The organism is Nonomuraea sp. NPDC049684 (assembly GCF_044465345.1).
Classification (GTDB): Bacteria; Actinomycetota; Actinomycetes; order Streptosporangiales; family Streptosporangiaceae; genus Nonomuraea.
In genome coordinates this window covers 17,911-30,749 of the sequence record NZ_JBITLO010000019.1, presented here as the reverse complement: position 1 = coordinate 30,749, position 12,839 = coordinate 17,911, and the positions used below count along the sequence as shown (strand labels likewise).

At 75.2% G+C, this 12,839-nt stretch carries 11 protein-coding genes; 5 read left to right on the top strand and 6 right to left on the bottom strand.

What is annotated here, in order from left to right:
• Positions 1-51 precede the first annotated feature (51 nt).
• On the top strand, positions 52-555 hold the full coding sequence (locus ACIBST_RS41460; protein WP_397178997.1) for a nucleotidyltransferase domain-containing protein: 504 nt from the start codon (positions 52-54) through the stop codon (positions 553-555).
• A gap of 43 nt (positions 556-598) precedes the next feature.
• On the opposite strand, the gene ACIBST_RS41455 is transcribed toward ACIBST_RS41460, so the two are convergent.
• Together ACIBST_RS41455 and ACIBST_RS41450 are read right to left on the bottom strand one after the other, a co-directional pair.
• Positions 599-2,053 (bottom strand): serine/threonine-protein kinase, encoded by a 1,455-nt coding sequence (locus ACIBST_RS41455; RefSeq protein ID WP_397178996.1) that lies wholly within the window; start codon positions 2,051-2,053, stop codon positions 599-601.
• Positions 2,054-2,202: 149 nt separating this feature from the next.
• A complete protein-coding gene (locus tag ACIBST_RS41450) occupies positions 2,203-3,201 on the bottom strand; it encodes a hypothetical protein (protein WP_397178995.1) in 999 nt (332 codons plus the stop codon).
• 153 nt (positions 3,202-3,354) lie between these two features.
• On the opposite strand from ACIBST_RS41450, the gene ACIBST_RS41445 reads away from it, so the two are divergent.
• Positions 3,355-6,324 (top strand): S8 family serine peptidase, encoded by a 2,970-nt coding sequence (locus ACIBST_RS41445; RefSeq protein WP_397178994.1) that lies wholly within the window; start codon positions 3,355-3,357, stop codon positions 6,322-6,324.
• On the opposite strand, the gene ACIBST_RS41440 is transcribed toward ACIBST_RS41445, so the two are convergent.
• On the bottom strand, positions 6,317-7,186 hold the full coding sequence (locus ACIBST_RS41440) for an SDR family NAD(P)-dependent oxidoreductase (protein ID WP_397178993.1): 870 nt from the start codon (positions 7,184-7,186) through the stop codon (positions 6,317-6,319). The genes ACIBST_RS41445 and ACIBST_RS41440 overlap by 8 nt on opposite strands.
• 120 nt (positions 7,187-7,306) lie before the next feature.
• On the opposite strand from ACIBST_RS41440, the gene ACIBST_RS41435 reads away from it, so the two are divergent.
• Positions 7,307-8,224: a LysR family transcriptional regulator gene (locus ACIBST_RS41435; protein WP_397178992.1), complete on the top strand. Its 918-nt coding sequence runs from the start codon at positions 7,307-7,309 to the stop codon at positions 8,222-8,224.
• A 38-nt stretch (positions 8,225-8,262) separates the two neighbouring features.
• Entirely contained in the window at positions 8,263-8,943 is a 681-nt protein-coding gene (locus ACIBST_RS41430; protein WP_397178991.1) for an HAD family hydrolase, read from the top strand.
• A 112-nt stretch (positions 8,944-9,055) separates the two neighbouring features.
• On the opposite strand, the gene ACIBST_RS41425 is transcribed toward ACIBST_RS41430, so the two are convergent.
• Complete coding sequence (locus ACIBST_RS41425; protein WP_397178990.1) at positions 9,056-10,642, bottom strand: FAD-dependent oxidoreductase; 1,587 nt, start codon at positions 10,640-10,642, stop codon at positions 9,056-9,058.
• 89 nt (positions 10,643-10,731) lie between these two features.
• On the opposite strand from ACIBST_RS41425, the gene ACIBST_RS41420 reads away from it, so the two are divergent.
• Positions 10,732-11,325: a helix-turn-helix domain-containing protein gene (locus ACIBST_RS41420; protein ID WP_397178989.1), complete on the top strand. Its 594-nt coding sequence runs from the start codon at positions 10,732-10,734 to the stop codon at positions 11,323-11,325.
• A 22-nt stretch (positions 11,326-11,347) separates the two neighbouring features.
• On the opposite strand, the gene ACIBST_RS41415 is transcribed toward ACIBST_RS41420, so the two are convergent.
• The gene (locus ACIBST_RS41415; RefSeq protein WP_397178988.1) at positions 11,348-11,803 is read right to left on the bottom strand and encodes a VOC family protein; all 456 of its coding nucleotides are present in this window, start codon (positions 11,801-11,803) and stop codon (positions 11,348-11,350) included.
• A gap of 78 nt (positions 11,804-11,881) precedes the next feature.
• The gene (locus tag ACIBST_RS41410) at positions 11,882-12,835 is read right to left on the bottom strand and encodes an ABC transporter substrate-binding protein (RefSeq protein ID WP_397178987.1); all 954 of its coding nucleotides are present in this window, start codon (positions 12,833-12,835) and stop codon (positions 11,882-11,884) included.
• Positions 12,836-12,839: the final 4 nt, after the last annotated feature.

Sequence of the window (12,839 nt, the reverse complement as noted above, 5' to 3'; positions counted from 1 at the left end):
CCCATTCTGAACACGTTGACCATCGTGGTGTCCAGCCGTACGCTACCCCGAATGATCTTCGATGCCGGGGAGCTGCTGCGGGTGCGCGCGGCGCTGCGCGCGGCCGGCTGCCAGATGTGGATCGCCGGCGGCTGGGGCGTCGACGCCCTCGTCGGCCGGGTCACCCGCGACCACCACGACCTCGATCTGCTGCACCGGGCCGAACAGGAGCCGCGGGTGATCGGGGCGCTGGAGGCGCTCGGCTACACCGAGCGGGACGGCGCGGCGCCCGGCCGTCCGGCCCGTTTCGTCATGGCCGACGACCTCGGCCGCGAGCTCGACCTGCATCCGCTCCGCTTCGCCGCGGACGGCTCGGCCGTGCAGGACCTCGACGACCGGGGCGGCGCGCTTCGCTACCCGGCGGCCGCCTTCACCTCGGGCACGGTCGCCGGGCGGCGCGTGCCGTGCCTGTCGGCGGCCCAGCAGCTCGCCTTCCACCAGGGCTACGAGCCGAGGGAGCGCGATCTGCACGACCTGGCCCTCCTGCGGGACCTGCCCGGGGCCACCGGCGGCTGAACCGACCAACCGGGTCGTCAGCCGGGCCGGTCAGCCGGGCCGGTCAGCCCTGGAGGAGTGCCGCGATCGTGGCCAGCAGCGCGATCGGCCCCATGACGGCCACCGTCACCACGGTCGCGCTGCGGCCGGGCAGGAGGCGGGCCAGCACGCGCGCGGCCCTGCGCCGCGCGGGCCCCGCGCCGGGCAGCACGAACAGCCCCAGCGTGAACGCGCCGGCGGCCAGCGCCTCGGCGTGACTGGTGCTCGATCCGGCCGCCTCCAGCAGCCCGGCCACGCCCAGGCCGCAGGCCAGCGACAGCAGCAGGTTGCCCATGGCCACCAGCGCGGCGCGGGTCGGCGTCGGCCGTTCCTCGGACAGGAAGTGGTCGGCGGCGCGCAGCGCCAGCGAGAGCGCCACCGCCAGCAGGCCGCCGACGACCGGCGTGACGACGGTCGTGGCCGACAGCGTCACCAGCGCCAGCACGCCGACGAACGCGCTGCTGGTCACGAACCGCCGCAGGTCGAACGGCTCGGCGGGGGCAGCGGGCGCCGGGGCGGGCCGCGGGCGCTCCCACTGCCGGTCCGCGTGGACGGTCGGCGCGGGCGGCGCCGGCTGCTCGTGGTGGCCGCGCGGCGCGTACTCGACCGGCGGCAGCAGGGCGGAGACGGCGTCCATGGTGAGCGTGCTGGCGCCGGGCGGTTCGGGCGCGAGCGGGCGGCCGCCGGGGTCGAGCGCCCCGGCCTGCCGCAGCAGCTCCCGGGCGACGGGCCGGGCCGCCGGGTCGACGCGCAGCGCGCCGGCCAGCCAGCCGCGCAGCCACGCGGGCGCCTCGTCGAGCCGCGCCCGTCCCTCCATGGTGTTGAAGCAGACGGCCTCGAACGACCCGGTGCCGAACGGCGGCAGCCCCGTGGCGGCGAAGAACACCGTCGAGGCCAGCGCGTGCACGTCGGCCGCCGGGGTGACCTGCGAGGCCCGGATGATCTCCGGCGCGAGGTAGCCGGGCGTGCCGACGAACATGCCCGACTGCGTCAGCCGGGCCGCGTCGACCAGGTGGGCGATGCCGAAGTCGATGACCAGCGGCTCGCCGCCGACCAGCATGACGTTGGCCGGTTTGAGGTCGCGGTGGATCACGCCGGCCGCGTGGATGTCGACCAGCGCCTGGCACAGTCCCCGCGCGAGCCTGACGACCGCGTGGGGCTCCAGCGGGCCGTCGGTCAGGACGGCCTGCTCCAGCGTGCGCCCGTCGGCGAAGCGCGTCACGACGTAGGGCCGGTGGGCGTCGAACTCGGCGTCGACGACCTCGGCGACGTGGCGGCTGCGCACCCGGCGCATGGTCTCCACCTCGCGCACCAGGCGGTCGCGCGCCTTGAGGTCGGCGGCGACGTGCGGATGCAGCACCTTGATCGCGACCTGGCGGCCCGCGCCGTCGAGACCGAGGTGGGCGACCCCCATGCCGCCCTCGCCGATCTTCCTGATCACCCGGTAAGGGCCGAGATGCTCCTGCGTCTGAGCACTCATCCTCGACGTCATCCTCCGTGTTCCCCCGTTGTTCCCCCGCTGGCCAAACACCGGCGCGCGGCGAGGAACATTCTCCCGCAGCGCACCCCCCGAGATGCACAGTAAGCGAAGATCGACCGAAGTGCGGCGATATGGACGGCGGTATGGAATCAGAGCCAGCCGCGGGCGGCCGCCTCCGCGCCCGCCTGGAAGCGGCTGGTCACGCCGAGGCTCTCCACCACGGCGGCGATCTTGCGGGTGGCCGTCCTGGGGCTGACGCCGAGGTGGCGGCCGATGGCCTCGTCCTTGAGCCCGGCATTGAGCAGGCGCAGCACGAGCAGGTCCGCCTCCGCCGGGCGTTCCTGCGCCGCCTGCGGCAGCCCGGTCAGCGGCCGGCCGCGCTCCCAGTAGACGTCGAACAGCTCGACCAGGGCGTCCAGCAGCCGCGACGGGTGCAGCAGGGCGATGTTGTCGTAGACGCCGTCCACCAGGGGGAACAGGCCGATCCTGCGGTCGGCGATGCGCAGCTTGAACGGCAGGTGCGCGACGAACCTGGACCGCTCGCCCTCCTCGGCCAGCCGGATCAGCGTCTCCAGGCGGCCGGGCCGGTCCAGGGACTCGGCGCAGTAGACCACCCGGATGTCCACGCCGCGCGCCAGCAGTTGCCGGGTGCCCTCCAGCTCCGACTCGTTGGTGTCGTGCGAGTCGTCGGGGCGGCCCACGTACGGGGGGCGGTCGAAGCCGAGCAGTTCCACGCCGACCGTCCGCTGCAACTCGGTGATCACCCGCTTGACGGCCTCCTCGCCGGCCAGCACCTCCACCACCCCGGCGGGCCCGGAGCCCATCCGGCCGGAGTGGTAGAGCTGGGCGAAGTCCGACACGACCGTCCGGACCGCCGCGAGCCGCGCCTCGGTCTCCAGGCGCCGGCGGTCCACCAGCCACTCGATCGCCGCCTCCGGCGGCACGGCCTCGTAGCGGCCGGGGCCGGTGCGGCGCAGCAGCCCGGCGTCGGCCAGGCGGGCCAGCCCGGCGCGCACGCGGGCGGGGCCGGTCTCCAGCGCGGCCGCGGCCTGGGCCGTGCGCAGGCCGGGCCCGCGCAGCAGCAGCCGGTAGAGCCGCTCGTCGAAGTCCGACAGGCCCACCGCGGCGAGCACAGAGCCGTCCGCCACAAAGCACCTTCCGAAAATGTCGTTTTTGGTCACATGGCCGAAAATGTCAGCACTATATCTCGACACCGATCTCCACTGGACGCTTGACTCCAGGACGGCCCTCCGGTGATCCTCCCCGGACGGGTGACCAGGCTCGTCCCCCCTTGAGGAGCAATGTCCCGCAACACCCGCGTTCATCGCGTACTGGCATCGGCCGCCGCGCTGGCGGTCACCGCCGCCGTCCCGGCCGTGGCCGGGCCCGCAGCGGCCTCCACAGCGGCTTCCACAGTGGCCTCCACAGCAGCCGCCGCCCCCTCCCCCTACATCGTCACGCTGGCCGAGTCGCCCCTGGCCACCTACGACGGCGGCGTCACCGGCATCGCGCCCACCAAGGGCGGCAAGGGCAGGAAGGTGGACACCACCAGCCCCCACGCCAGGCGCTACCGCGACCGCCTGACCACCCGGCAGGACGAGGTGGCCCGCAGCGTCGGCGCGTCGGCCACCGGCCACCACGTGGTGGCCTCCAACAGCTTCACCGCCGACCTCACCCCCGCCCAGGCCCTGCGGCTGCACGCCACCCGCGGCGTGCTCTCGGTCACCCCGGACGTCGTGCACAAGGCCCTGGACGATCGGAACTCCGCCGACTTCCTGCGCCTGTCCGGCGACCGCGGCCTGTGGGCCGCCCTCGGCGGCACGGGCAAGGCGGGCAAGGGCGTCGTCGTCGGCGTCGTCGACACCGGCATCTGGCCGGAGAACCCGTCCTTCGCCGGCCCCGCCCTCGGCACGGAGCCGCCCGCCGGCGCCGACCCGTACCGCCCCTACCTCAAGGACGGGGCCACCGTCATGCGGAAGGCCGACGGCTCCACGTTCACCGGCCTCTGCCAGACCGGCGAGCGCTACACCGCCGACCTGTGCAACGGCAAGCTGATCAGCGCCCGCTACTTCGGCGAGCAGTGGCTGCGGCAGACCCCGCCGGAGCAGCGCGGCGACTTCGTCTCGCCGCGCGACGCCCAGGGCCACGGCTCGCACACCGCCGGGACCGCGGCGGGCAACCACGGCGTCCCGGCCGCCGCGAACGGCATCGACTTCGGCGCGATCTCCGGGGTCGCGCCGGGCGCGGCGATCGCCGTCTACAAGGCGCTGTGGCAGGGCAAGGACGGCGGCACGACGGGCGGCTTCAGCTCCGACCTCATCGCGGCCATCGACCAGGCGGTGGCCGACGGCGTGGACGTGATCAACTACTCGATCGGCAGCACGATGTCGGAGTCGTCCGCCGACGACCCGATCCAGCTCGCGTTCCTGGCCGCCGCCCAGGCCGGCGTCTTCGTCGCGACCGCCGGCGGCAACTCCGGTCCCGGCGCCTCCACGCTGGACAACACCGCGCCCTGGACGACGACCGTCGCCGCCGGCACGATCGCGCCCCGCCGGGGCGAGGTCCGGCTCGGCGACGGCGCCGCCTACCGGGGCATCAGCACCTCGGTCGTCGCGCCGCTCGGCCCCCGGCCGCTGGTCACCGCCGTGTCGGTGAAGGCCGGCCAGGCGGCCGACGCCGACGCCGAGGTGTGCGCGGCCGGCTCGCTCGACCCGGCCAAGGCGGCCGGGAAGATCGTCTACTGCGCGCGCGGGACGACACCCCGCGTGGAGAAGTCGGCCGAGGTCCGGCGGGCCGGCGGCGTGGGCATGGTGCTGGGCAACCCGACCCCGCAGTCCACCGACGCCGACCTGCACGCCGTGCCGACCGTGCACGTGGACGCGCCCGACGCCGGGCGGATCGCGGCGTACGCGGCCACGCCGGGCGCGACGGCCACCCTGCTCCCGGCCCCCGCAGACGGCGTGGCCTACCCTGAGGTGACCAGCTTCTCCTCGCGCGGCCCCGCCCTGTCCGCCAAGGGCGACCTGCTCAAGCCGGACATCACCGCCCCCGGCGCGGCGATCCTGGCCGCCGTGGCGCCGCCCGGCAACGACGGCAAGGACTTCGACTTCTACTCCGGCACCTCGATGGCCACCCCGCACATCGCCGGCCTGGCCGCCCTCTACCTCGGCCGCCACCCCCAGATGTCGCCGATGGCGATCAAGTCGGCCATGATGACCACCGCCTACGACACCAGGACCCCGGACGTCTTCGCGCAGGGCGCCGGGCACGTGGACCCGTCCCGCATGTTCACCCCCGGCCTGGTCTACGACGCCGGGCCCGAGGACTGGTACGGGTTCCTGGAGGGTCTCGGCGTGGCCACCGGCACCGGCGTCGCGCCGCTGGCCGCCTCCGACCTGAACTACCCGACGATCGCGGTGAGCGAGCTGTTCGGCTCGCGCTCGATCACCCGCCGGGTGACGGCGCTCACGCCGGGCGTCTACCACGCCGCGATCGAGGTGCCCGGGTTCAGGGCGAAGGTCAAGCCGTCCACGCTGGTGTTCAAGGAGGCCGGTCAGGCCAAGGAGTTCACCGTCACGCTGGAGACGCTGCCCGAGGCCACCGGCGAGACCGCCACCGGCCGGCTCACCTGGACCGGGGCGGGCATCGGCGTGCGCAGCGCGATCGTGGTCACGCCGCTGAGCGCCAGGGCGCCCGCCGAGGTGCGCGGCGCGGGCGCGACAGGGTCGCTCTCCTTCGAGGTGACGCCGGCGCTGAAGAAGTTCCAGGTCACCCCGTACGGGCCGGTCTCGGGGGCCGAGACGCCCGGCACGGTCGGCCAGGACGAGGTGTGGGGCCGTGAGATCCCGGTCACGGTGCCCGAGGGCGCCAGGGTCGCCGCGTTCCGCATCAAGGCGGTGAACCCGCAGGCCCAGGTGGGCGGCCTGCTCGTCCGCGAGGACGCCGGCGGGCGCGAGTTCGAGGCGTGGCTGTCCAGCCCGGACGGCGACCACCGCGCCGTGCTGTCCCGCCCGCGGCCCGGCAGGTACACCCTGATCGTGCTGAGCCTGGGTGACCTGCCGGGGACGACGTCCACGGCGTTCACCACCCAGACCGACATCGTCGAGGCGGGCCACGCGCGTGGCGCGCTCACCGTGACGCCGGCCCGGCCGAAGGTGACCGCCGGCACGCCGTTCCCGCTGACCGTGTCCTGGACGGGCGCGACGCAGCGGGTCAACACGGGCTACGTCGAGTACCCCAACGGCGCCGGGACGATCGTCACGATCAACTAGCCGCCCGCTGCTCCGCCCGCTGCTCCGGCCGCCATGGGAGGACCCGTCCGAACCGGACGAGTTGCCCGTAGTGGCCGGGGTCCACCGGGCCGAGCGCCAGGTCGAGCAGGGGGACGGCGGCCTGCTCCGGCGAGGGCGCGCCGCTGACGTCCCACCACAGGCCCGACGTCGGCGTGTTGATCATCCCTGGGCAGACGGCGGCCAGCAGGATGCCGCGGCGGGCGTCCTCATCCCGCCGCCGTCCGGCCAGCGCCCGCACCGCGGCGACCTGCCAGACCTTGGACGGGATGTTGATGAACCCCGGCCAGGACTGGGCGCGGGCGCTGCCGTCCTTGACCGCGTCGCGCCAGGCCGCCACCTGAGCGTCCACCTCCTCCAGGCTGGTCAGCCCGTCGAACCGGTCGTGCAGGACGGGGGCCAGGTGGTGCAGCGTGCCCAGCGAGCTGCCGACCACCAGGAACCGGCCGCCGTCCCGGAGCAGCGGGGCGAAGGCGCGCAGGAGCCGGGTGGTGCCGAAGTTGTTGACCTCGGTGTAGGCGTCGATGAGGGCGCGCATGTCGTCGTCCGGGCCGACGCGCATGACGGCGTTGCCGGCGACGACGTCCACGCCGCCGTGCCGCTCGCGCAGCAGGGCGGCGAGCTCGGCGGCGGCCCGCGGGTCGGCCACGTCGAGCAGCTCGCCGCGGACGCGGGCGCCGGTCGCCGGCATCGCCGCCGCGGCCGCGGCCACGCGGGCGGCGTCGCGCCCGGTGAGGTAGACGGTGTCCTCCGGCGTCATCCGGCGGGCCAGCCCTTCGACGAGGGCCAGCCCGAGCCCCTGCGTCGCGCCGGTCACCAGGGCGACCTTCGGGGTGGTGCTCATTGTCGCTCCTTAGGGAAGTGCTTGTGCGGGCCGGTGCGCGCTCCCGGCACCGGTCACGTTAGGAGCGGACGTAGGCATTCGGGTAGCGAAAGTTCCTCAAGTCCGGTATGCGTGATCGTCATGGCCTTCACCGACGCGTCGCTCACCGCCCTGCGGGTCTTCCGGGAGGTCGCCGAGCGCGGCACGCTCACCGCGGCGGCCACCGCCCTCGGCTACACGCAGTCCGCCGTGTCCCGGCAGGTCGCCGCGCTCGAACGCGCGGCCGGGGCCCGCCTGCTGGAGCGGCGGCACGACGGCGTGCGGCTGACCGCCGCCGGACGGCTCGTGCTGCGCCGCGCCGCGGCCGTCGTGGACGAGGTCGACGCCGCGGCCAGGGAGCTGGCCGGGCTGCCCGGCGAGCCGGCGACCGTCCGGTTCGGCTGGTTCGCCAGCGCGGGGGCGGCGCTGGTGCCCCGCGCGCTGGCCGAGCTGCGCCGCACGCGTCCGTCCATCGCGGTCACCGGGCGGGAGGACGGCAGCTCGGCCCTGGTCCGCGCGTTGCGGGCCGGCACGCTGGACGTGGCCCTGCTCAGCTCGGCCCCGCCGTTCCGCGCCTCGGACGCCGAGACGCCGCCGCTGGAGATCGAGATCCTGACCGAGCGCGGCCTGCGCGTGGCCGTCCCCGCCGGGCACCCGCTGGCCAGGGGCGAGTACGTGGACGTCGCCGACCTGCACGGCCGCGCCTGGATCGCCGGCCCGGCCGCCCCGGCGGGCGAGACCCCCACCCTGGGCGTGTGGCCGGGCCTGGACGAGCGGCCGCAGACGGTGCTCGTCGTCCGCGACTGGCTGGCCAAGCTCGCCCTCGTGGCGGCCGGTTGCGGGCTGACCACGGTGCCGGCGTCGATGGGCCCGGCCGTGCCGGAGGGCGTACGGGTGCTGCCGGTGCGGGGCGGCCCGCGCGAGCAGCGGCGGCTGCTGCTGGCCCGCCTGCCCGGCCCCGTCCCCGGGCCGGTCGCGGACCTGGCGGGCGCGCTGCGCGCCGCCGCCGTCGGCTCCTGAGACGGCCACCGGTTATGGTGTGGCCTGTGATCCGTGCCGTGGTGGTTGATGTCGACGACACCCTGTGCCTCACCGAGGCCGCGTGCTTCGAGCTGGAGAACGAGGTCCTGGGGCGGCTCGGCCACGGGCCCATGTCCAGGGCGGCGCACGTGGCGACCTGGGGCCGGCCGCTGCACGAGGCCATGCCGCTGCGCTCGCCCGGCCTCGACCTGGCCGCCTACCTGCCCCTGCACCACGCCGTGCTGCGCGAGTACGTGGCGGCCGGGCTGGTCGACGTCGTCCCGGGGGAGAACCTGCGCGCGATCGACGAGCTCAACGCGGCCGGGCGCGAGGTCATGCTGCTGACCTCGCGCGACGAGGCCGAGATGGAGCACCTGATGGCGCCGGGCCACGCGCTCGACGGCCGGATCGCGGCCGTCTACCACGCCGGCAACACGCGCTTCGGCAAGCCCGACCCGCGCGCCTTCGACGAGCTGCTGGCCGCCACCGGACTGGCCCCCGACGAGTGCCTCTACGTGGGCGACTCCCCCACCGACGCCGCCGCGGCCACCGGCGCGGGCCTGCGGTTCGTCGCCTGCATGCAGAGCGGGCTGCGCAGGCCCGCCGACTTCGACCCGCACCCGGTCGACGCCTTCATCGACGCCTTCCCCGCCCTGACCGGCGCCGTCGCCCTGCTGGAGGAGGCCGCCCGCGGCCCGCTGACGACTGCCCTCGACTGACGCGTCCCGTCGTCTGGACACGGGGGCCGGGGTGGCGTGGAGCCGAGGGCATGAGCGCCTCGGAACTGCCGGACGACGAGCTGCGCGCCGCCGTCGCCGCTGAGGGGCCGGGTCAGCCGCGCCGCCGGATCCTCAGCACGTTGTCGACGCGGACGGCCGGCGTGCCGTCGGGGGCGGTCTGGGCGCGTTCGAACTCCTCGGCGCGCAGCACCTCCCACTCCCCCTCGGCCAGTTCCAGCGCGTCGAGCACCTGCCGCGGGGTGGGCAGCTCGACGCCGGCGTCGGGCTGCCACGGCGGGGGGCCGGCGTGCCCGAGCACCAGGAGCTGGCCGCCGGGCGCGACGGCCGCGGCCGCGGCGCGCAGCACCTTCTCGCGCGACAGCTCGGCGGGCGAGTGCAGGTAGCTGGCGGTGACCAGGTCGTACTCGCCCTCGGGGAAGGACTCGGCCAGGTCGTGGCGCTGCCAGTCGACGCGCTCGGCCACGCCCGCGTCCGCGGCGTGGGCGGCGGCGCGGGCCAGGGCCACGCCGGAGATGTCGGCGGCGGTGACCCGCCAGCCGCGGCGGGCCAGCCACACGGCGTCGGCGCCCTCGCCGCAGCCCAGTTCCAGCGCGGTGCCGGGCGCCAGGTCCGCGACCTCCTCGACCAGGCGCGCGTTGGGGTTGCCGCTCCAGATCCGTTCGGACTGCCCGTAGCGGTCGTCCCAGAACTGCTCGCCGGAGACCGGCGCGGCGGCGTCCACCGCGCGGCGGGTCTCCTCCTCGATCAGGTCGGCGTTGATGGCCGCCGCCGCCCTGACGCCCGCGGCGGCGGCGCCGATGACGTTCTCGCCCAGGTTGGCCACGTTCCCGGCCACCCACACGCCGGGGACGCCGGTCGCGCCGGCCGGGTCGGCGGGCACGTGGACGCCCATGACGTGCCCGTTCATGAGCTGCTCGGCCGTCTCGACGCCGAGCCCGGCCAGCAGGGCGGAGCGGGCGGTGAAGCGCGGGGCGACCACGAAGGCCCGGCACGGGACGACGTCGCCGTTCTCCAGGGTGACGCCGGTGAGCGGGCCGGAGTCCGGCGACAGGCCGGCGACCCGCCCTTCGACGACGGTGACGCCGCGCGCGGCCAGCCTGGCCCGGTCCTGCGGGCCGAGCGGCGGGGCGGTGTGCGTGAAGAGCGTCACGTCGTCGCTCCACTGCCGCCACAGCAGCGCCTGGTGGGCGGCGATCGACCCGGCGGCCAGCACGCCGATCGGCTGGTCGCGCACCTCCCACCCGTGGCAGTACGGGCAGTGCAGCACCTCCCGGCCCCACCGCTCGGCCACGCCGGGCAGGTCGGGCAGCTCGTCCACCAGGCCCGTGGTGACCAGCAGCCGGTCCGCCACGACCGCGGACCCGTCGGCCAGCCGCACGCGGAAACCGCCGGCGTCCAGGCGTTCGGCCGCCACGGCGGAGCCGGTGACGAGCTCGCCGCCGTACCCGGTCACCTCCTCGCGGCCGGCGGCCAGCAGGTCGAGCGGCGGGGTGCCCTCCCGGCCCAGGTAGGTGTGCACGCCGTCGGCCGGGGCGTTGCGCGGCCGGCCCTCGTCGATGACCAGCACCCTGCGGCGGGCCCGGCTCAGGGTCAGGGCGCCGCTGAGCCCGGCGGCCCCGCCGCCGACGACCACCACGTCGTACTTGCCGTCCCTCTTGTCGTCCATCTTGTCGTCCACGCGTTCCTCCAGAGATGTGCCGATGGCACACTGTGCGTCCCGGGCGACGAAGTTGACAAATGTCGTTGCCGAAATGGCAAGCTGGGCGCATGGACGGGACACCGGATCTCGACGAGGTCCTGCGGGCGGTGGGGCCGCGGCTGCGGGCGTTGCGGCAGCGGCGGGGCGTGACGCTGGCCCAGCTCGCCGAGGCCACGGGCATCTCGGTCAGCACGCTGTCGCGGCTGGAGTCAGGCGGCCGCCGGCCCACGCTGGAGCTGCTGCTGTCGCTGGCGCGCGCCCACCAGGTGCCGCTGGACGAGCTGATCGACGTGCCGCCGACCGGCGATCCGCGGGTGCACCTGCGGCCGGTGTCGCGCTACGGCATGACCTACATCCCGCTGAGCCGGCGTCCGGGCGGGATCCAGGCGTACAAGCAGATCTACCCGCCGGGCTGGCCCCACGGCGAGTACGAGCAGCGGGCCCACGAGGGCTACGAGTGGCTCTACGTGCTGTCCGGGCGGCTGCGCCTGCTGCTCGGCGAGCACGACGTGGTGCTGACCGCGGGCGAGGTGGCCGAGTTCGACACCCGCGTGCCGCACGCGTTCGCCAATCCCGGCCCCGACCCCGCGGAGGTGCTCGCCCTGTTCGGGCGGCAGGGCGAGCGCATGCACGTGCGCGCCCGCCCCACCGCCGCCGGATGAGCGACCGGCCGGGACGCGGCGGTCAGGAGGTGCCGAAGCCGTCCAGCTTCTCGCGCTCCTCGGAGGTGGCGAGCTCCTGGAAGACGGTGATGTGCAGGCCGCCGGGCGCGTCGAGGCGGGCGTTGAGCGACTGCCAGGGGGTGAGCGTGGGCGGGGCCACCTCGTCCGCGCCGGCCGACACCAGGCGGGCGGTGGTCTCGCGGGAGTCGTCCACCTCGAAGGCGACCCGGAGCTTGGGCGCCACCTGCCGGCCCACCTCGACGTCGTCGATCATCTTCTTCTGGGCCGGGTTCGCGATCTCCAGGGTGGCCCGTCCCGCGTCGAGGATGGCCACGCGGGCGCCGTCGCCGGAGGAGTAGGCGGCCTCCTCGGGCAGGCCGAGCACGTCGCGGTAGAAGGTCAGCGCCGCCTCGTAGTCCTCCGCCTCGACGACCAGCCGGAGCTGTCGGACGGCCGGGGCGTCGGGGTGGTCGTTCATGGGTTCTCCTCATCGGATGCGGACGATCACCCCCGCCAACCCGCGCCGCGGCCGGTAAATTCCCTTTCCGGGCCCCGTTCAGGCCGCGGTCAGGGCCTTGACCAGGTCGTCGAGGACGACGCCGGCGGCCAGCGGGGCGCCGCGGGTGCTCCAGACCGAGCCGTTCACCGGCACGACGTGCCCGGCCTTGACCGCTTTCAGCTCCTTGAACGCGGGCGTCCGCCGCACCTCGTCGAGCGTCTTCTGGCCGTCGGCGGTCAGCGTGGAGACGAACAGCCATTCGCCGTCGATGTCCGACAGCGCCTCCAGGCTGAGCGGCATGGAGTGGGCGGTGCCGTCCTTGTCCTGGGCGGCGGGACGGGTCAGGCCGAGGTCGGTGGCGACGAAGCCGGCGAACTGCCGCTTCTCCATCCAGCTCGGGCCCTGCGGGTTCCAGCGCACGATGCTCACCTCGGCCGGCTTGATCCGGGCCTTGGCCGCGGCGACGCGGGCGTCGTAGTCGGCCATCACCTTCCTGGCCGCGTCCAGCTTGTTGAGCGCGTTGCCGACGCCCATGAACGACAGTTTCCAGTCGTCGGAGGGCGCCATCGTGACCACGGTGGCCGGGGTGACCTTGCGGAGCTGGTCCAGCAGCTGCTGGTCCTGGAGGTCGCCGGCGAGGATGAGGTCGGGCCTGGCCTCGACGACCTTGTCGATGACCGGCTGCAGCAGGTTGCCCACGACCGGGACGCCCTTCACCCGGTCGGCCAGGTAGGCCGGCGGCGTGCCGATGCCCTGGCCGTTGGTGATGCCCACCGGGGTCACGCCGAGGGCCAGGACGGCGTCCAGGTCCTCCTGGGTGAGGGTGACCACGCGCCTGGGCTCGGCCGGGACCTTGATCAGGGTGCCGGTGGCGTCCTTGACCTCCCGGACGGCCGGCGCGGCGGCGGACGCGCCCGGCGCGGCGGGTGCGGAGGACGCGCCGCACGCCACGGCGGTCAGGACGGCGGCGGCGGCGACGAGCAGTCCGCCGACCCTGCGGAGAGGGGCCATACGA

Bases quoted from the DNA above. Each gene is read 5' to 3' on its own strand.
- ACIBST_RS41460 (WP_397178997.1), top strand. From the start codon at position 52: ATGATCTTCGATGCCGGGGAGCTGCTGCGGGTGCGCGCGGCGCTGCGC.
- ACIBST_RS41455 (WP_397178996.1), bottom strand. From the start codon at position 2,053: ATGAGTGCTCAGACGCAGGAGCATCTCGGCCCTTACCGGGTGATCAGG.
- ACIBST_RS41445 (WP_397178994.1), top strand. From the start codon at position 3,355: ATGTCCCGCAACACCCGCGTTCATCGCGTACTGGCATCGGCCGCCGCG.
- ACIBST_RS41440 (WP_397178993.1), bottom strand. From the start codon at position 7,186: ATGAGCACCACCCCGAAGGTCGCCCTGGTGACCGGCGCGACGCAGGGG.
- ACIBST_RS41435 (WP_397178992.1), top strand. From the start codon at position 7,307: ATGGCCTTCACCGACGCGTCGCTCACCGCCCTGCGGGTCTTCCGGGAG.
- ACIBST_RS41420 (WP_397178989.1), top strand. From the start codon at position 10,732: ATGGACGGGACACCGGATCTCGACGAGGTCCTGCGGGCGGTGGGGCCG.
- ACIBST_RS41415 (WP_397178988.1), bottom strand. From the start codon at position 11,803: ATGAACGACCACCCCGACGCCCCGGCCGTCCGACAGCTCCGGCTGGTC.
- ACIBST_RS41410 (WP_397178987.1), bottom strand. From the start codon at position 12,835: ATGGCCCCTCTCCGCAGGGTCGGCGGACTGCTCGTCGCCGCCGCCGCC.